Annotated in this window: 14 protein-coding genes and 1 tRNA gene; 13 read left to right on the forward strand and 2 right to left on the reverse strand. The window is 65.2% G+C overall.

Annotated elements, in window-relative coordinates; genetic code table 11:
- Window positions 1–62: 62 nt before the first annotated feature.
- Window positions 63–707, reverse strand: coding sequence for a TIGR03085 family metal-binding protein (locus tag ABIA70_RS10295; RefSeq protein ID WP_354147503.1), 645 nt, complete (start codon window positions 705–707; stop codon window positions 63–65).
- A 134-nt stretch (window positions 708–841) separates the two neighbouring features.
- Here ABIA70_RS10295 and hisI point away from each other — a divergent pair, with 134 nt between their 5' ends.
- The 11 genes from hisI to pyk all read left to right on the forward strand — a co-directional run bounded on the left by hisI (window position 842) and on the right by pyk (window position 16,075).
- A complete protein-coding gene (gene hisI, locus ABIA70_RS10300; protein ID WP_354147504.1) occupies window positions 842–1,327 on the forward strand; it encodes a phosphoribosyl-AMP cyclohydrolase in 486 nt (161 codons plus the stop codon).
- 2 nt (window positions 1,328–1,329) lie between these two features.
- Entirely contained in the window at window positions 1,330–2,934 is a 1,605-nt protein-coding gene (locus ABIA70_RS10305) for an anthranilate synthase component I (RefSeq protein ID WP_354147505.1), read from the forward strand.
- Window positions 2,931–3,581 carry a Trp biosynthesis-associated membrane protein gene (locus ABIA70_RS10310; protein ID WP_354147506.1) on the forward strand — a complete coding sequence of 217 codons (651 nt, stop codon included), beginning with the start codon at window positions 2,931–2,933 and terminating at the stop codon, window positions 3,579–3,581. Before ABIA70_RS10305 ends, ABIA70_RS10310 begins: the two co-directional genes overlap by 4 nt.
- Window positions 3,582–3,697: 116 nt before the next feature.
- Window positions 3,698–3,985, forward strand: coding sequence for an HGxxPAAW family protein (locus ABIA70_RS10315; RefSeq protein WP_354147507.1), 288 nt, complete (start codon window positions 3,698–3,700; stop codon window positions 3,983–3,985).
- Window positions 3,985–4,806, forward strand: a complete 822-nt coding sequence (gene trpC / locus ABIA70_RS10320; protein ID WP_354147508.1) for an indole-3-glycerol phosphate synthase TrpC — start codon at window positions 3,985–3,987, stop codon at window positions 4,804–4,806. The genes ABIA70_RS10315 and trpC overlap by 1 nt, the downstream gene beginning before the upstream one ends.
- A gap of 73 nt (window positions 4,807–4,879) precedes the next feature.
- Window positions 4,880–6,202 carry a tryptophan synthase subunit beta gene (trpB, locus tag ABIA70_RS10325; RefSeq protein WP_354147509.1) on the forward strand — a complete coding sequence of 441 codons (1,323 nt, stop codon included), beginning with the start codon at window positions 4,880–4,882 and terminating at the stop codon, window positions 6,200–6,202.
- Window positions 6,199–7,008: a tryptophan synthase subunit alpha gene (gene trpA, locus ABIA70_RS10330; RefSeq protein WP_354147510.1), complete on the forward strand. Its 810-nt coding sequence runs from the start codon at window positions 6,199–6,201 to the stop codon at window positions 7,006–7,008. Before trpB ends, trpA begins: the two co-directional genes overlap by 4 nt.
- Before the next feature lie 5 nt (window positions 7,009–7,013).
- A complete protein-coding gene (gene lgt, locus ABIA70_RS10335) occupies window positions 7,014–8,168 on the forward strand; it encodes a prolipoprotein diacylglyceryl transferase (protein WP_354147511.1) in 1,155 nt (384 codons plus the stop codon).
- A gap of 265 nt (window positions 8,169–8,433) precedes the next feature.
- Window positions 8,434–13,047, forward strand: a complete 4,614-nt coding sequence (gene gltB, locus ABIA70_RS10340; protein ID WP_354147512.1) for a glutamate synthase large subunit — start codon at window positions 8,434–8,436, stop codon at window positions 13,045–13,047.
- Window positions 13,040–14,497 (forward strand): glutamate synthase subunit beta, encoded by a 1,458-nt coding sequence (locus ABIA70_RS10345; RefSeq protein ID WP_354147513.1) that lies wholly within the window; start codon window positions 13,040–13,042, stop codon window positions 14,495–14,497. The genes gltB and ABIA70_RS10345 overlap by 8 nt, the downstream gene beginning before the upstream one ends.
- An 84-nt stretch (window positions 14,498–14,581) precedes the next feature.
- On the forward strand, window positions 14,582–16,075 hold the full coding sequence (pyk, locus tag ABIA70_RS10350) for a pyruvate kinase (RefSeq protein ID WP_354147514.1): 1,494 nt from the start codon (window positions 14,582–14,584) through the stop codon (window positions 16,073–16,075).
- A gap of 83 nt (window positions 16,076–16,158) precedes the next feature.
- Here pyk and ABIA70_RS10355 read toward each other — a convergent pair whose 3' ends face one another.
- Entirely contained in the window at window positions 16,159–16,764 is a 606-nt protein-coding gene (locus tag ABIA70_RS10355) for an ANTAR domain-containing response regulator (protein WP_108600906.1), read from the reverse strand.
- A 205-nt stretch (window positions 16,765–16,969) separates the two neighbouring features.
- Between ABIA70_RS10355 and ABIA70_RS10360 the strand changes: the two genes are divergently transcribed.
- Window positions 16,970–17,051 (forward strand) — tRNA-Leu (locus tag ABIA70_RS10360).
- A gap of 86 nt (window positions 17,052–17,137) precedes the next feature.
- A complete protein-coding gene (locus ABIA70_RS10365) occupies window positions 17,138–18,268 on the forward strand; it encodes a tyrosine-type recombinase/integrase (RefSeq protein ID WP_354147515.1) in 1,131 nt (376 codons plus the stop codon).
- Window positions 18,269–18,277 lie beyond the last annotated feature (9 nt).

Raw genomic sequence — 18,277 nt, forward strand, 5'->3', positions numbered from 1 at the left:
CGGGGTCACTCCACGCCCGATAAACAAAGGTTTTCGGGCGGAAAGTGACCCCGCGTTGGTTGTCAGAGGCCGACTTCGGCGGACTGGAGAAGCGCGACGGCGTCGGGCTGGCCTTCGAAGGTCACGAGCGCATGGCGCGTGCGGCCGTGGGCGTGCATCAGCAGCTCTCCGGGTTCGCCGACGATTGCCACTGAAACGGGTGCCCGTTTGGCTACATGCCGGGGGCCGGACGGACGAACCAGGACAATGCCAAGGTCCACTCCGCGGTACAGGATGGCTGCCCGTTTGATGAGTTCGTCCCAGAGGGCATCAGAGTAGGCTTCGTCGAGCGCCCGCGGCGCCCAGCGGTCAACGGCCCGGCGGATGTCCTCTGTGTGGACGAAGTATTCGATCAGGTTCGAACTCTCGTCCAGGGCCTTGATTTTCATGGGCGACAAAGCCGGGGGACCGGCGCGGAAGGTGTTCACCAGCCCGGCGTAATCGTCCGGGGTCTTCAACTTCGCAGCGAGCTTCGCGGTGGCCTTGTCGGAAGCCTTGGACAGACTCTTGATAATAAGGCCCAGGCCCACGGCCGCCTTGCGTTCGCGGAGATAGAGGTGCGCGGCAAGGTCCCTGGTGCGCCAGCCTCTGCAAAGCGTGGGGGCATCAGGGCCTGCCGCCAGCAGGGTTTCGGCCAGGACTTCTCGGGACGGGTCGACGAAATGCATCACTTGTGAAACTAGCACGACCGCGGCGGACTTGGGCAGCAGAACCGCCAGCGGAAGGGTGCCCTTGTTCACATGGGCTGCCGCTTCAGTTGGCCCATCCTCCCGTACCCTGCTGAGGCACTAGACTTGGCCTGATGTCTGAGCAGCCCGCCCCCGCCCCCATGCCGGTTCCGGCCCCCTCCGCAAGCCCGTTGCCGCCGGCCGTTGCCGCCGCGCTGAAGCGGGACAGTGCCGGGCTCGTCGCCGCAGTGGTCCAGCAGTTCGACACCAACGAAGTGCTGATGCTCGGCTGGATGGACGACGAAGCCCTGCACCGGACCATGACCACCGGCCGGGTCACCTTCTACTCCCGCTCCCGCCAGGAATACTGGCGCAAGGGCGACACCTCAGGGCACGTCCAGTGGGTCAAGTCGGTGGCCATGGACTGCGACGGCGATGCCCTCCTTGTCCGGGTCGACCAAATCGGCGCGGCGTGCCACACCGGCACCAGGACCTGTTTCGACGGCAGGGGGCTGGACGTCACAACGCTGGAAGTTGAGACACCGGACGGCACAACGCCGGACGCTGTAATACAGGACGTCACAACACCGGACCTCAAAACAACAGGCGGAGAAGCATAGCCATGCAGGACCTTGGAATCATCAGCCCAAGCCTCGCGGAGTTCCGCGAACTGGCCGGAAGCAGCCGGGTCATCCCTGTCACGCTCAAGGTCCTGGCGGACGCGGAGACACCCATTGGCCTCTACCGGAAGCTGGCCCAGGGCCAGCCCGGAACATTCCTGATGGAGTCCGCGGCGGTGGGTGGCACGTGGTCCCGCTATTCCTTCATCGGAGCGAAGTCGCGCGCCACGCTGACCACCAAGGACGGCCAGGCGCACTGGCTGGGCGAACCGCCGGCCGGGGTGCCCCTGGACGGTAACCCGGTGGACGCCATCCGGGACACCATCGAGGCACTGCGGACCAGCAGGTTTGACGGCCTGCCGCCGTTCACCTCCGGCCTGGTGGGCTTCCTGGGCTGGGAAACCGTACGGCACTGGGAGCGGCTGACCAGCCCCCCGGAGGATGACCTCCACCTGCCCGAACTCGCGCTGAACCTGGTCACGGACATGGCAGTGCACGACAACCATGACGGCACGGTGCTGCTGATCGCCAACGCCATCAACTTTGACAACAGCTCCGAGCGGGTGGACGAGGCCTGGCACGACGCCGTCGCACGGGTCAAGGCACTCCTGACCCGCATCAGCACCCCGGTGGCGCAGCCTGTCTCCGTCCTGGAACCTGCTGCCCTGGATTTTGCCTCCAGCGTCCAGGAGCGCTGGGACGAGCCCTCCTACCTCGCTGCCCTTGACCGTGGCAAGGAAGCGATTGTGGACGGCGAAGTCTTCCAGGTGGTGATCTCTCGCCGCTTCGAAATGGAGTGCGGCGCTTCCCCGCTGGATGTCTACCGGGTCCTGCGCAACACCAACCCCAGCCCCTACATGTACATCTTCAGCCTCGAGGACGCCGACGGCCGGGAATACTCGATCGTGGGGTCATCCCCCGAAGCCCTCGTCACCGTGACCGGTGAGGAAGTCATCACCCACCCGATCGCCGGTTCGCGCCCGCGGGGCAAGACCGTTGAGGGTGACAAGGCACTGGCCGAGGAACTCCTGGCGGATCAGAAGGAACGCGCTGAGCACCTGATGCTGGTGGACCTCTCCCGCAACGACCTCTCCAAGGTCTGCGTCGCCGGAACCGTGGACGTCACCCAGTTCATGGAGGTCGAGCGGTTCAGCCACATCATGCACCTCGTCTCCACGGTGGTCGGAAAACTGTCCCCGAAGGCCAACGCCTACGACGTCCTGAAAGCGACCTTCCCTGCGGGAACACTCTCCGGTGCCCCGAAGCCGCGTGCCCTGCGGCTGCTGGACCAGCTTGAACCGCACCGCCGCGGCATCTACGGCGGCGTGGTGGGCTACCTCGACTTCGCCGGTGATATGGACATGGCCATTGCCATCCGCTCCGCCCTCCTGCGTGACGGACGCGCCTACGTGCAGGCCGGCGGTGGCATCGTCGCAGATTCGGTGAACCCCACCGAAGCGCTGGAGACCGTGAACAAGGCAGCTGCCCCGCTGCGGGCAGTGCACACCGCCGGATCACTGCACAACATTGCCGTGGAGTCACTGCCGGACGGTCGGGCAACCACCGGCGACGCCCCTGCGGCAAAAGGAAGCCAGGCCGCGGAATGACGCCGGTCTGGGCGCGGAAATCAACACTTGTGCTGCTGATTGCGGTGCTGGCACTGGCCGTATTCGGCGCGACCACCCAGACGTGGATCACGGTAAATCTGGACCCGGACCAGCTGGGACAGGCCGGGGGCCAGAATACGCTGCCCGTCCAGGGCAGCAAGGCCGCCACCGCTGTGACTGCATTGGCTGTGGTGGCATTGGCCGGGGGACTGGCCGCGTCCATCGCCGGGAAGATCGCCCGGATCCTCATTACCGCAATCATCATCCTGGCCTCCGCCGGCATCGTCGCGGCCGCCGCCACTGTGCTGGCTGACCCCCTCGCCGCCGCCCAGGGGTCCATCGCCGCGGCAACCGGAATCACCGGCGGCACCGCCGAGGTGGGCGTCACCGCCTTCCCTGTCCTCGCCGTCGTCGCAGGTGCCCTGTTGGGGCTCGGCGCCCTGCTGATCGTCCCGGCCGGCCGGCATTGGAAGGGCCGGACCAAATATGACGTCGGCGCAGGCGGTGTACCGGCCGGAGTAAGCGCAGGCGGAACGGCAGCCGGCGCGGCGGGCAGGGAAGCGGCGGAAAGTTCCGCAGCAGCCGCGGGCCCCGTGGACGAGATCGACAGCTGGGACCGGCTCTCGCGCGGCGACGATCCCACCTGAGCCCCTGAACTGAATGCGGCAGCCCTGCCGCACAGACACGGCCGCTGTCTGCCGATAAGCAGGACGCGGCCAAAAAATGGCAGAATGTAAGCAGTATTCATCCTGAGGAGATTCACATGAGCAAAGCACCTGCGTCCGTATCCAAGTCAGGCACCAGGACCGTTGCCCCCGGCGCCGTTGACCACAGCCAGGAACTTGGCCACGGCAACAGCCCCGCGGCCTGGACCTGCGTGATCGTGATGCTGGTTGGTGCCCTCATTGCTGCCATCGCTTTTGTGATCGCCAGCACGCCGATCTTTATTGCCGGCGCGGCAGTCATGGTGCTCGGGCTGATTGCCGGATTCGTCATGCGCAAGGCGGGTTACGGCGTCGAGGGCAGCAAGCTGAAGAACTCCGGCCACTGATGGCAACTGTTCTCGATGACATCAATGCTGGTGTCAGGGAGGATATGGAGGCCCGGAAGCGCCTCGTTTCGCTTGCACAACTGAAGGACGCAGCCGCAGCCGCGGAGCCTGCGCGTGACGCCTGGGCGGCCCTCGGCGGCACCGCGGCGCAGCGGGACGAGCTGAAGGTGATTGCCGAGATCAAGCGGCGCAGCCCGTCCAAGGGCGACCTCGCCAGCATCGTGGATCCGGCATCCCTCGCCGAGCAGTACGCCGACGGCGGTGCAGCGGTGATCAGTGTGCTCACCGAACAGCGGCGCTTCAACGGTTCCCTGGCAGACCTGGACGCTGTCCGTGGCCGCGTCAACGTGCCGCTGCTGCGCAAGGATTTCACGCTCGACGAGTACCAGATCTGGGAGGCCCGTGCCCACGGTGCGGACCTCATCCTTCTGATCGTCGCGTCGCTCTCCGATGCCCAGCTCGAGGATTTCAGCTCGCTCAGCCGCGAGCTCGGCATGAACGTGCTCGTTGAGACGCACACGGAAGAGGAAATCGAGCGGGCCGTGGCGGCTAAGGCGCGGATCATCGGTGTCAACGTGCGCAACCTGAAAACGCTCGACGTCGACCGTTCCGTTTTTGCCTCCCTCGCCGGCCTGATTCCCGCCGAAGCGCTGGTCATCGCAGAGTCCGGCGTCCGCGGCGTGGACGATGTCACGCACTATGCGGCGAACGGCGCGAACGCCATCCTGGTGGGCGAAGCCCTGGTGAGCCATGCCACCCCCCGGGAGCGGATTGCCCAGTTCACCGCCGCCGGCGCTGCCGCCATCGCCGCACGGGCCTAAGGCCCACCTGCCGGCGCTGGAGCCGGCAGCACCACACTTCGGAACGATCAACTGGAACAGGACGGTGAGACTGATGGTTGATGCTGCACCCTCAGAGAACGCTGAGAACAACACTGCCGAGGCATTCCTGCAGGGCGGTTCACTGAAGCACGCCCCGGGGCCCTACTTCGGAACTTACGGCGGACGCTGGATGCCCGAATCCCTCATTGCTGCCCTGGATGAGCTTGAGGACACCTTCGAAAAGGCCAAGGCCGACCCCGAGTTCGTTGCCCAGATCGCGGACCTGAACAGGAATTACTCGGGCCGCCCGTCGTTGCTTACAGAAGCCAAGCGCTTCGCTGAGCACGCCGGGGGAGTCCGTGTGTTCCTCAAGCGCGAGGACCTCAACCACACCGGATCCCACAAGATCAACAACGTCCTGGGCCAGGCACTGCTGGCCAAGCGCATGGGCAAGACCCGCATCATCGCCGAGACCGGTGCCGGCCAGCACGGCGTCGCCAGCGCCACCGCGGCCGCCCTCATGGGCATGGAGTGCGTGGTGTACATGGGCGCCGAAGACTGCCGCCGCCAGGCCCTGAACGTGGCCCGGATGGAACTCCTGGGCGCCACCGTGATCCCGGTGACCAGCGGATCCCAGACCCTCAAGGACGCCATCAACGAGGCCCTGCGCGACTGGGTGGCCAACGTCGGAAACACCCACTACCTGCTGGGAACCGCCGCCGGAGCCCACCCGTTCCCGGCCATGGTCCGCTATTTCCATGAGGTCATCGGGGAGGAGGCCCGCGCCCAGATCCTTGAGCAGGCAGGCAGGCTTCCGGACGCCGTCTGCGCGTGCATCGGCGGCGGGTCCAACGCCATCGGCATCTTCCACGGTTTCCTTGATGATCCGTCGGTGAAGATTTACGGTTTCGAGGCCGGCGGCGACGGCGTGGACACCGGACGCCACGCCGCCACCATCACCCTGGGCAAGCCCGGGGTGCTCCACGGGGCGCGTTCCTACCTCATGCAGGACGACGACGGCCAGACCATCGAGTCCCACTCCATCTCCGCAGGGCTGGACTACCCCGGCGTAGGCCCGGAGCACGCCTACCTGGCCGACATCGGACGGGTCAGCTACGAGCCCATCACGGACGCCGAAGCCATGGAAGCGTTCAGGCTCCTGTGCCGCACCGAGGGCATCATCCCCGCCATCGAATCAGCACATGCCCTGGCCGGAGCCATCAAGGTGGGGCAGCGGCTGGCCGCCGAAGCCGGCAGCCAGGCGTCTGAGAAGATCATCATCGTCAACCTGTCCGGACGCGGCGACAAGGACGTGGCCCAGGCCGCGGAATGGTTCGACCTGCTGGACAAGGATTCACCGGAAGCCGAAATCGGCAAAGAGGGAGAGCAGCTGTGAGCACCGCGCCAACGGCCAGCAAGTCGGCAGCCGCGATTGACAAGGCGCGCGCCGAAGGCCGCGCCGCCCTGATCGGCTACCTCCCGGCCGGTTACCCGGACGTCGAACAGACCATTGCCGCCGGAATCGCGCTGGCCGAAAACGGAGCCGACCTGATTGAAATCGGTATCCCGTACTCCGACCCCGTGATGGACGGACAGGTCATCCAGGCCGCCACCACCGAGGCACTCGCCAAGGGCTTCCACGTGCGCCAGGTATTCGACGTCGTCGCCGGCATCACCAGCAAAACCGATGCAGCGGTCCTGGTCATGACCTACTGGAACCCCGTGGTCCGCATGGGCGTGGACGAGTTCTCGCGCCGGCTGGCCGAGGCCGGGGGAGCCGGGCTGATCACGCCGGACCTCATCCCGGACGAAGCCTCCGAATGGTTTGAAGCCTCGGACAAGTACGGACTGGACCGGGTGTTCCTCGTGGCACCGTCCTCCACCCCTGAGCGCATGAAGCGCACCGTTGAAGCGAGCCGCGGCTTTGTCTACGCCGTCTCCATCATGGGCGTCACCGGTGCCCGCACCTCGGTCAGCAGCGCTGCCAAGGATGTGGTTGCCGCGGCCCACCACGCGGGAGCCGAGCGCGTATGCGTCGGACTCGGGGTTTCCACAGCGGACCAGGTCCGGGAAATCGGTGCCTACGCCGAAGGCGTGATCGTGGGAACTGCACTGGTTGCCGCCATCCGCGACGGCGGAGTCCAGGCGGTTGCCGACCTCACCCGGGAGCTCAGCACCGGACTCGTCAGGGAAGAAGCCTAGAACCCATGCAGACCCTCATGCAGGCTGCCGCCATGGTGCCCGCCAGCATCCCCAGCCCGGACTGGTCCGGCTTCGACATCCCGCTGCCATGGGGGACACTGCGGATCCACGCCTACGCCCTCTGCATTCTCGCCGGCATCATGGTTGGCCTGTGGCTGACCTCCGTCCGGTGGGCCCGCCGCGGTGCGCCCGAAGGCAGCGTCTGGGACATCGTCATCTGGGCGATCCCGTTCGGCATCATCGGCGGCCGCCTCTACCACGTGGTGTCCTCCCCGGACGCCTACTTTGGCCCCGGCTTCGACGGGACGGGTGACCTCTCGCTCATTCCGCAGATCCAGCGCGGCGGCCTGGGTATCTGGGGCGCCGTGGTCCTGGGTGTCGTGGGCGCCTGGATCGGCTGCCGCCGGTCGGGCGTCAAGCTCACCGCCTTCCTGGATGCCGCGGCACCGGGCCTGCTGCTGGCGCAGGCCGTTGGCCGCTGGGGTAACTACTTCAACCAGGAGCTCTTCGGCGGCCCCACCACCCTGCCGTGGGGACTGCAGATCGATGCGGACAACCCCAACTTCCCTGCCGGCACACCCGCGGACACCCTTTTCCACCCCACGTTCCTCTACGAGTCGCTCTGGAACATCGCGGGTGTGCTGATCCTGCTCGCACTGGACCGGAGATTCCACTTCAGGCGCGCCCGGCTCTTCTGGCTCTACGCCATGTACTACACCCTGGGCCGCGTGTGGATCGAAGCCATGCGGATCGACGAGGCTGAGCAGATCAGCCTCTTCGGCATCACCACCAGGCTCAATGTCTGGACCAGCATCTTCGTCTTTGTGGTTGCCCTCATTGCCTTCGTCCTGCTGGGAATGAAGGGGCGCCCCGATCCGGACACCCCTTACCTGCGCGGTCGCGGACCGGCCGAAGATCGCGCCCTGGAGGGGGAGTCGGCAGGAGCAACAGCGGTCCGCCATACGGACACCGTTGTCTCAGATAGTGAATCGCGTGATAATCTCCCTGATAGCAAAAACGGTTCCCGGGACCCTTCCGCCCCAACGGAAGTGGAAGCGGCATTAAGGAATGGCAAAAAGACCGTTCCAGAGTCGCCGGTAGCCGGAAGTTCCGGCCACAAGGCAACGGAATCGGCGCCGGAGGCTGGCACAAGCAAGTAGTACGCCAGCACGGCAGGGCAGCAGAGTTACCGCTCGCAGCGCCCAGACACCACAGCGTCGTGGCAACGGGGCCCAACCGGCCAGCAGAGACAAAGCTGTCCGGTCAAGCCCGGGCCGGAAGGCCTGCGTAACTGTTAGTTCAGCAGGCCAGGCTGGCCTACAATTTCCTGTAAATAACACTTTGTTGTGCCATCACATCAGGCGCCGACGAGTGGGGCCAACGGTGTCCCTTCCATACGCTCTATCTCGAGGAAGGACGTCTTCAATGACCCATCTTCATAGCCCACGTTGGTCCGAAAAAATAGGATCAGACGGCCCCGTATCTCCGTTCAAGCGCTTCGCCGCGCTCCCGGAGGCACGGGGTCTGTACAACCCGGACAATGAAAAAGATGCCTGCGGCCTGGCGATCATCGCCACGCTCCGCGGGGAACCCGGCTACGACATCGTCGACGCCGCCCTGACTGCCCTGCGCAACCTCGAGCACCGCGGCGCCGTGGGCGCCGACGAGGGAACCGGCGACGGCGCCGGGCTCCTGATGCAGATCCCGGACGAGTTCTTCCGGGCCGTCACTGAATTCGAACTCCCGGCTCCCGGCCAGTATGTGGCCGGCACTGCCTTCCTGCCCGCTGAAAAGCGCGAAGCCGACGCCGCCAAGGCAGGCATCGAAGGGCTCGCCGCCGATGAGGGCCTCACCGTGCTCGGCTGGCGCGAAGTGCCGATCGTCGCCGACCTCGTAGGCGCCATGGCGCGTGCCTGTATGCCGTACTTCTCCCAGCCCTTCCTGGCCTCGGCCACCGGCGAGGAGTTGGACCGCAACGAGCTGGACTCACGTGCGTGGCGGATCCGGAAGCGCGCGCAGAACAAGTTCGGCGTGTACTTCCCGTCGCTGTCCTCCCGCACCATCGTCTACAAGGGCATGCTCACCACAGCGCAGCTGGAGCCGTTCTATCCGGACCTTTCGGACAAGCGGTTCAAGACCAAGCTGGCCATTGTCCACTCGCGCTTCTCCACCAACACTTTCCCGTCCTGGCCGCTTGCCCAGCCGTTCCGCACCATCGCCCACAACGGCGAAATCAACACGGTCAAGGGCAACCGCAACTGGATGCGTGCCCGCCAGTCACAGCTGGCCAACCCGCTGCTCGGCGATTCTCCGGAAGAGCTGTACCCGATCTGCACCCCCGGCGCCTCGGACTCCGCGTCCTTCGACGAGGTTGCCGAACTGCTGTGGCTTTCCGGCCGCCCCATCACGCACTCGATCATGATGATGATCCCCGAGGCCTGGGAAAACCACGCCACCATGGATCCGGCCCGTCGCGCCTTCTACGAATACCACTCGCTGCTGATGGAACCGTGGGACGGCCCCGCGGCAGTCTCCTTCACCGACGGCAACCTCGTTGGCGCCACCCTCGACCGGAACGGCCTCCGGCCCGGCCGCTACTGGATCACCGAAGACGGCCTGATCATCTTCGCCTCGGAAGTGGGCGTGATCGACGTCGAACCTTCCAAGGTGGTCAAGAAGGGCCGTGTGTCGCCGGGCAAGATGTTCCTGGTGGACACCGACTCCGGCCGCATCATCGACGATGAAGAGGTCAAGGCCGAAGTGGCCGCGGCGAACCCGTGGGCCGAATGGGTCAAGGACAACCTGATTGACCTCAACAACCTCCCCGAGCGCGAGCATGTGGTCCACACCGCCGCTTCGGTGAACATCCGCCAGCGGACCTTCGGCTATACCACCGAAGAGCTCAAGATCCTGCTCGGTCCGATGGCACGCACGGGCGCCGAGCCGCTCGGCGCCATGGGCTCGGACACGCCGGTGGCTGTGCTCTCGAAGCGCCCCCGCCTGCTGTTCGACTACTTCGTGCAGTCCTTCGCCCAGGTCACCAACCCGCCGCTGGATGCCATCCGGGAAGAACTGGTGACGTCGCTGACGTGTGCCATCGGGCCCAATGGCAACCTGCTGGATACCAAGCGGGTCAGGCAGCCGCAGGTGTCGCTGCCGTTCCCGGTGATCAACAACGACCAGCTCGCCAAGATCGCCAACATTGAGAACGCCGACGGCGACCGCGTGGCCATGAAGGTGCGCGGACTCTACCGCCCCGAAGGCGGCGAAAACGCGCTGCGTGCCAGGCTCACCGAAATCTGCGAGCAGGTTTCCGGCGCCATCAACCGCGGCGTGCAGTACGTGGTGCTCTCGGACCGCGACTCGAACGCCCAGTGGGCGCCCATCCCGTCGCTGCTCCTTGTCAGCGCCGTGCACCACCACCTGCTCCGCAGCGCCAACCGCACCAAGACCGCCCTCGTGGTCGAAGCCGGCGACGTCCGCGAGACGCACCATGTTGCTGTGCTGATCGGTTACGGCGCCTCCGCCGTCAACCCGTACCTGGCCATGGAATCCGTGGAACAGCTCATCAGCAGCGGGGACGTCGTGGGCGTGACTGCTCAGGACGGCGTCTACAACCTGATCAAGGGCCTCGGCAAGGGAGTCCTGAAGATCATGTCCAAGATGGGCATCTCCACTGTGGCGTCCTACACCGGCGCCCAGACGTTCGAAGCCCTGGGCCTCGGACAGGAGCTGGTGGACGAATTCTTCGCCGGAACGCACTCCCAGCTCGGCGGCGTCGGACTTGACGTCATCGCTGCCGAAGTCTCGGCGCGCCACCAGATGGCCTACCCGGAGGGCGGCATCGAGATGCCGCACCGTCCGCTTCTCGGCGGCGGCGAGTACCAGTGGCGCCGCGACGGCGAGCCCCACCTTTTCAACCCTGAGACGGTCTTCCGGCTGCAGCACGCCACGCGTGAGCGCCGCTATGACATTTTCAAGGCCTACACCAAGGGCGTGGACGACCAGTCCGAGAACCTGATGACCCTGCGCGGGCTGCTCAAGTTCAAGACCGGAAACCGTCCGCCGGTGCCGCTTGAGGAAGTGGAGCCCGTCTCCAGCGTGGTCAAGCGTTTCTCCACAGGTGCCATGAGCTACGGGTCCATTTCCCAGGAAGCCCACGAGACCCTGGCGATCGCCATGAACCAGCTGGGCGGCAAGTCCAACACCGGTGAAGGCGGCGAGGACGTGGACCGCCTGCTGGACCCGAAGCGCCGCTCCGCGGTCAAGCAGATCGCGTCAGGCCGGTTCGGCGTCACCAGCCTCTACCTGAGTAACGCCGATGACATCCAGATCAAGATGGCGCAGGGTGCCAAGCCCGGCGAAGGCGGCCAGCTCATGGCGCAGAAGGTCTACCCGTGGGTTGCCCGGACGCGTCACTCCACCCCTGGCGTCGGACTCATCTCCCCGCCGCCGCACCACGACATTTACTCGATCGAGGACCTCGCGCAGCTCATCTACGATGCGAAGCGCGCCAACCCCTCGGCCCGGGTGCACGTCAAGCTCGTCTCCGAGGTGGGTATCGGCACAGTTGCCGCCGGTGTGACGAAGGCGAAGGCCGACGTCGTACTGGTCTCCGGCCACGACGGCGGAACCGGCGCCTCGCCGCTGAACTCGCTCAAGCACGCGGGCGTGCCGTGGGAGCTTGGGCTTGCTGAGACGCAGCAGACCCTCATGCTCAACGGGCTGCGGGACCGGGTGGTGGTGCAGGTTGACGGCCAGCTCAAGACCGGCCGCGACGTCGTCATTGCTGCGCTGCTGGGCGGCGAGGAATTCGGCTTCGCCACCGCGCCGCTGGTGGTGGAAGGCTGCATCATGATGCGGGTCTGCCACCTGGACACCTGCCCCGTGGGTGTGGCGACGCAGAACCCCGAACTGCGGGCCCGCTTCACCGGCAAGCCCGAGTTCGTGGTCAACTTCTTCGAGTTCCTGGCCGAGGAAGTCCGCGAAATCCTCGCGGAACTCGGGTTCCGGAGCATCGAAGAGGCGATCGGCCACGCCGAGGTCCTGGACGCCCGGGAAGCGATCAACCACTGGAAGGCCGAGGGCCTGGACCTCGACCCGATCCTGCACGGCCTCGAATTCGATGATGACGCGCCGCTGCGCAACATGACCGGACAGAACCACGAACTGGACAAACACTTCGACCAGCGCCTGATCACCATGGCCACCGAGGCGCTGACCGATCGCAGCCCGGTGAGGATCGCCGTCGACGTGATCAACACCGACCGCTCCGTGGGCACCATGCTGGGCCACGTTGTGACCAAGACGTTCAGCACGGACGTGCTGGCGCCGGACACCATCGACATCACCCTGACCGGCACCGCCGGCCAGTCGCTCGGTGCGTTCCTGCCGGCCGGCATAACGCTGCGCCTGCTCGGCGACTCCAACGACTACGTGGGCAAGGGCCTGTCCGGCGGGCGCATCATTGTCCGCCCGGACCGCACCAACGTCTTCAAGGCGGAGAACAACGTGATCGCCGGCAACGTGATCGGCTACGGTGCCACCAGCGGCGAGATGTTCCTGCGCGGCCAGGTGGGCGAACGCTTCCTGGTCCGCAACTCGGGTGCCACCGCCGTCGTCGAAGGCATCGGCGACCACGGCTGCGAGTACATGACCGGCGGGCAGACGCTCATCATCGGCCGCACCGGCCGCAACTTCGGTGCCGGCATGTCCGGCGGCACGGCGTACGTGCTGGACCTGGAGACCACCCGGGTCAACAAGGACGCCCTGCAGTCCGGTGAGCTCCAGCTCCGGGAGCTCGACGCCGAGGACCGTGACATAGTGCACGGCCTCCTGGTCAAGCATGGCGAGGAAACAGAGTCTCTGCTCGCCGCCCGGTTGTTGGAGAACTTCGACGACACCGCCGCCCGCATTACCAAAGTGCTGCCGCGTGACTACGCTGCAGTCCAGCAAACCCGTCTTGACGCCATCGAAGAGGGTCTTGACCCTGACGGCGAAGAGGTATGGTCTCGAATCCTGGAGGTGACCGGTGGCTGATCCACGCGGATTTCTCAAAGTACGCCAGCGTGAAACCCAGCCGCGACGTCCCGTTCCGGTCCGCATCATGGACTGGAAGGAAGTGTACGAGGCCCAGGAAAAGGGTGTCCTGAAGGCACAGGCGGGCCGCTGCATGGACTGCGGCGTGCCGTTCTGCCACCAGGGCTGCCCGCTGGGCAACCTGATCCCTGAGTGGAACGACCTCACCTGGCGGGACAAGGGCGAGGAAGCGATTGAGCGGCTGCATGCCACCAACAACTTCCCGGAGTTCACCGGCCGGCTTTGCCCGGCACCCTGCGAGGCGTCCTGCGTGCTGGGGATCAACCAGCCCGCAGTCACCATCAAGCAGGTTGAGGTCTCCATCATCGACGAAGCCTGGGACAACGGCTGGGTTGAGCCGCTTCCCCCGACGCGCCTGACCGGCAAAACCGTTGCCGTCGTCGGCTCCGGCCCTGCCGGGCTTGCGGTGGCGCAGCAGCTGACCCGGGTGGGCCACACTGTGGCCGTGTACGAGCGCGACGACAAGATCGGCGGGCTTCTCCGGTACGGCATCCCTGACTTCAAGATGGAGAAGGAGCAGGTTGACCGCCGCGTCGAGCAGATGAAGGCTGAAGGCACCCGGTTCCGCACCGGCGTTGCCGTGGGCACTGACGTGACCTGGGAACAGCTGCGCCGCCGCTACGACGCCGTGGTGATTGCCACCGGCGCCACGGTTCCGCGTGACCTGCCCATTCCGGGCCGCGATCTCGAAGGCGTGCACTTCGCCATGGATTATCTCGTACCCGCAAACCGCGTGGTGGCGGGGGAGACCGTCGAGAACCAGATCAACGCCAAGGGCAAGCACGTGGTGATCCTCGGCGGCGGCGACACCGGCGCTGACTGCCTCGGCACGGCGCACCGCCATGGGGCAGCGTCGGTGACCACACTGGCCATCGGCAAGCAGCCGCCGTCGGAACGCGCGGGGCACCAGCCCTGGCCCACGTTCCCCACCCTTTTCGAAATGGCCAGCGCCCACGAGGAAGGCGGCGAACGCACGTACCTCGCCTCCACGGTGGAATACGTGGGGGAGAACGGCAAGCTCACCGGCGTGAAGGTCGCCGAAACGGAATTCGTCGACGGCAAGCGTCTGCCCAAGGCGGGCACCGAGCGGATCATTCCCGCCGACCTCGTGTTCCTGTCCCTGGGCTTCACCGGACCCGAACCGGCAGGCATCAACGAGCAGGTCAAGGCCGACTTCGATGGCCGCGGCAACGTGGCCCGCGACGGCTACTACATGACCAACACCGAGGGCATCTTCGTAGCCGGCGACGCCGGCCGCGGCCAGTCGCTCATTGTGTGGGCCATCGCTGAAGGCCGTGCCGCAGCGGCCGCCGTGGACAAGTTCCTCATGGGCAGCACCATCCTGCCGGCCCCGGTGGCGCCCACGGACCGCGCGATCGCGGTGCTCTGATACGGCGTTTCCACGCTCCGGCGTTCGCCGCAGGTTCATCTCCACTACAACTTAACCAATGCAGCAAACTACTAGGGTAGGTATATGAGACGCGCTAAGATTGTGGCCACTTTTGGCCCGGCAATTGCCAGCTTCGAAAACACGCTTGCGGTGTTGGAAGCCGGTGTGGATGTCGCCCGGATGAACATGAGCCACGGCGATTACTCCGTGCATGACAACACTTATGAGAATGTCCGCAAGGCTGCGGGACAGCTGAGCAAGCCCGTAGCGATCATGGCTGATCTGCAGGGTCCCAAGATCCGTCTGGGCCGTTTTGTGGATGGCCCGCACGTACTGGCCGAGGGTGACACGTTCACCATCACCACCGAGGACGTTCCGGGCACCAAGGACATCTGCTCCACCACGCTCAAGAGCCTCACCGAGGACGTCAACGTGGGCGATGCCCTGCTGATCGACGACGGCAAGGTGGCGCTGCGTGCCATCGAGGTGGACGACGTCAAGGTTGTTGCCGTCGTGACTGTGGGCGGTTCGGTGTCCAACAACAAGGGCATCAACCTTCCCGGCGTTGCTGTCAACGTCCCCGCGCTGAGCGAAAAGGACGAGGACGACCTCCGCTGGGCCATCCGCCGCGGCGTGGACATGGTTGCCCTCTCGTTCGTTCGCGATGCGACGGACATCAGCCGCGTGCACGAGATCATGGACGAAGAAGGCCGCCGCGTGCCGGTCATCGCCAAGATCGAGAAGCCGCAGGCCGTGGAGCAGCTCCACGAGATCATCGACGCGTTCGATGCGATCATGGTTGCCCGTGGCGACCTCGGCGTGGAGCTTCCCCTGGAGGAAGTGCCGATCGTCCAGAAGCGCGCCATTGAACTGGCACGCCGCTGGGCCAAGCCTGTCATTGTGGCCACCCAGGTGCTGGAATCCATGATCGACAACCCGCGCCCCACCCGTGCGGAGGCCTCGGACTGCGCCAACGCCGTGCTGGACGGAGCTGACGCCGTCATGCTGTCCGGCGAGACCAGCGTGGGCAAGTACCCGATCGAGACCGTCAAGGTCATGGCCCGGATCATCGAGTCCACTGAGGTCCACGGCCTGGAGCGCGTCCCCCCGCTGGGCACCAAGCCCAAGACCCGCGGTGGCGCCATCACCCGTGCCGCCGTCGAAATCGCCGACCAGCTGGAAGCGAAGTACATCTGTACCTTCACCCAGTCCGGTGACTCCGCACGCCGGCTCTCACGCCTGCGCCCCATCAAACCGGTGTTCGCGTTCACGCCGGTGGAGCACGTGTGGAACCAGCTCGCGCTGACCTGGGGCATCCAGCCGGTGCTGGTTCCCATGGTGGGCCACACCGACGAGATGACCGCCCAGGTTGACCGCAGCCTGCTCGAACTGGACCTGGTGGAAGACGGTGACCTGGTGATCATCGCTGCCGGTTCCCCTCCAGGAAAAGCCGGTTCCACCAACTCGCTGAAGGCGCACAGGGTGGGCGACCTCGCCGACTCCTCACGTGTGGGCGAAGAAGGCGGCGCACCCAAGGAAAAGCTCGGCCCGTGGCCGGAGAGGAAGAAGAAGTCCTAACTTCTTAGGCTTCCGCACAAAAGGGAGGATCCCCGCCACTAGGCGAGGATCCTCCCTTTTGCTTAGTTTTATGGGGCCGGCGGCTAGTTGACCTGGTTGATGATGGTCTCGGCGACCTCGCGCATGCTCAGGCGGCGGTCCATTGAGGTCTTCTGGATCCAGCGGAATGCTTCCGGTTCCGTCAGGCCCATCTTGGTGGTCAGCAAGCTCTTGGCGCGTTCGACGAGCTTGCGGGTGGCGAACTGCTCCTGCAGGTCCGAGACTTCGCTTTCGAGGGCCTTGATTTCCTCGTGGCGGGAGAGTGCGATCTCCAGCGCCGGGATGAGGTCCGCGGGGGTGAAGGGCTTGACCACGTAGGCCATGGCGCCGGCGTCGCGGGCCCGCTCCACCAGTTCCTTCTGGCTGAACGCCGTCAGCAGCACCACGGGGGCGATGCGGGCCTTGACGATCTTCTCAGCGGCGGTGATGCCATCCATGACCGGCATCTTCACATCCATCAGGACGAGGTCCGGCTTGAGCTCCTCAGCCAGCTGCACGGCCTTCTCGCCGTTGTCAGCCTCGCCCACAACCTCGTAGCCTTCGCCGCGCAGGATTTCGATGATGTCGAGGCGGATGAGGGTTTCATCCTCGGCCACAATGACGCGGCGCGCCGGTTGGGACGTGGGGTTTGACTCCGTCTGTTCAGTCACGGGATCTCCTTGGAAAGGTACGGCGGGAACATCACCATCTTAGGTGCGCCCGCGGCCGTACTTTGATCTGCATGGGTTGGTTGCGGCGTCGGCGGCGCGATTCTGGAATTCAGCCTATCTGCATGTAGAGTAATTCCGCGTACGTGAAGTGATCGCGTTGCTCACAATCAGCTGTGGGCGTACCCTGTTGCTCCATGTAATCCGCGCCCGAGTGGCGGAATTGGCAGACGCGCCGCACTCAAAATGCGGTATCGAAAGGTGTGTGGGTTCGAGTCCCACCTCGGGCACAGTGTTTTCGCAGGTCAGAGGCCTGTTGGGCGCTCAGGTGTGTACAAAAACCCCAAAAGTGTGTACACGAGCGTACCGTTTTTCTATGGCCAGCATCAGTACACGCACCAAAAAGGACGGTTCCAAGTCCTACATGGTGCGCTGGCGGGATCCGAAAAATCGGTCCAACCAAGGGCTCACAGTTGGCACGCTTGTTGAAGCTGAGACGCTCAAACGGTTGCTGGACGCCAATGGCCAGTCCTTCGAAATCGCGCAGCACGCCATCCTTACCAGCGAGAAGCGCACACCGACGGTTGCTGAAGTCATCCAGGAACACATCGACCTGCTGATCCGACCATCCAGTGGAACCACGAAGACGTACCAGACCATGCTGGACCTGCATATCCGGAACGTCATCGGCCACGTCCCCGTGGACAAGCTCGACTACCGTCTGATCGCCCACTGGGTGAAGTCCATGATGGCCAAGGGCAAGGCGCCGAAGACCATCCATAACGTGCACGGCCTGATCTCGGCCGCCATGAATACCGCAGAGATGCTCGGATACATTGCGAGGAACCCCTGCCGCGGCGTGCAGCTTCCCGGGATTGAAAAGGCCGAGGATGAGGCCATGTTCCTCACTCATGCGGAGTTTAGCCTCATCATGGAGGGGATGGGGGAGCGGTACAAGGCCTTCACCAACTTCCTGGTGATGACCGGCACCCGATTTGGCGAGGCCACCGCCCTTACTGTGGCGGACGTTGATCTGCTGTCCAAGCCGCCCACCGCTCGGATCAACAAGGCTTGGAAACGGGACGGCCAGAACCAGTTCTACATTGGTGCGACGAAGACAGGTGCCGGCAAGCGAACCATAGGGTTGAACCCTGCGCTTGTGGAATTGCTGATCCCGTTGGTGGCGAGCAGGCCCGGGAAGGAACTTGTGTTCACGACGCCCAAGGGCGAGCGCATCATCCACAAGCTCTACTGGCACCACTACTGGGTGCCTGCCGTTCGCACCGCCCAAGCGATAGGGCTCACGAAAAACCCACGAATTCACGACCTCCGCCACACGCACGCATCCTGGCTGATCCAGGACGGCGTGCCCTTGTTCACCATCTCGCGCCGACTCGGGCATGCCTCCACGCGGACTACGGAGCAGGTGTACGGGCACTTGATGCCGGAGGCCCTGCAGGCTGGTGCTGACGCGACTGAGCGGTCGATAACGGCTTTCCTGCGGTGATGGTCATGC

The sequence above is a fragment of the Arthrobacter sp. 754 genome, assembly GCF_040548695.1.
Classification (GTDB): domain Bacteria; phylum Actinomycetota; class Actinomycetes; order Actinomycetales; family Micrococcaceae; genus Arthrobacter.

Excerpts from the sequence above, each read along its gene's own strand:
- trpC (WP_354147508.1), top strand. The coding sequence starts at position 3,985 with ATGGCAACTGTTCTCGATGACATCAATGCTGGTGTCAGGGAGGATATG.
- gltB (WP_354147512.1), top strand. The coding sequence starts at position 8,434 with ATGACCCATCTTCATAGCCCACGTTGGTCCGAAAAAATAGGATCAGAC.
- ABIA70_RS10305 (WP_354147505.1), top strand. The coding sequence starts at position 1,330 with ATGCAGGACCTTGGAATCATCAGCCCAAGCCTCGCGGAGTTCCGCGAA.
- hisI (WP_354147504.1), top strand. The coding sequence starts at position 842 with ATGTCTGAGCAGCCCGCCCCCGCCCCCATGCCGGTTCCGGCCCCCTCC.
- lgt (WP_354147511.1), top strand. The coding sequence starts at position 7,014 with ATGCAGACCCTCATGCAGGCTGCCGCCATGGTGCCCGCCAGCATCCCC.
- trpB (WP_354147509.1), top strand. The coding sequence starts at position 4,880 with ATGGTTGATGCTGCACCCTCAGAGAACGCTGAGAACAACACTGCCGAG.
- ABIA70_RS10310 (WP_354147506.1), top strand. The coding sequence starts at position 2,931 with ATGACGCCGGTCTGGGCGCGGAAATCAACACTTGTGCTGCTGATTGCG.
- ABIA70_RS10315 (WP_354147507.1), top strand. The coding sequence starts at position 3,698 with ATGAGCAAAGCACCTGCGTCCGTATCCAAGTCAGGCACCAGGACCGTT.
- pyk (WP_354147514.1), top strand. The coding sequence starts at position 14,582 with ATGAGACGCGCTAAGATTGTGGCCACTTTTGGCCCGGCAATTGCCAGC.
- ABIA70_RS10365 (WP_354147515.1), top strand. The coding sequence starts at position 17,138 with ATGGCCAGCATCAGTACACGCACCAAAAAGGACGGTTCCAAGTCCTAC.
- ABIA70_RS10295 (WP_354147503.1), bottom strand. The coding sequence starts at position 707 with ATGCATTTCGTCGACCCGTCCCGAGAAGTCCTGGCCGAAACCCTGCTG.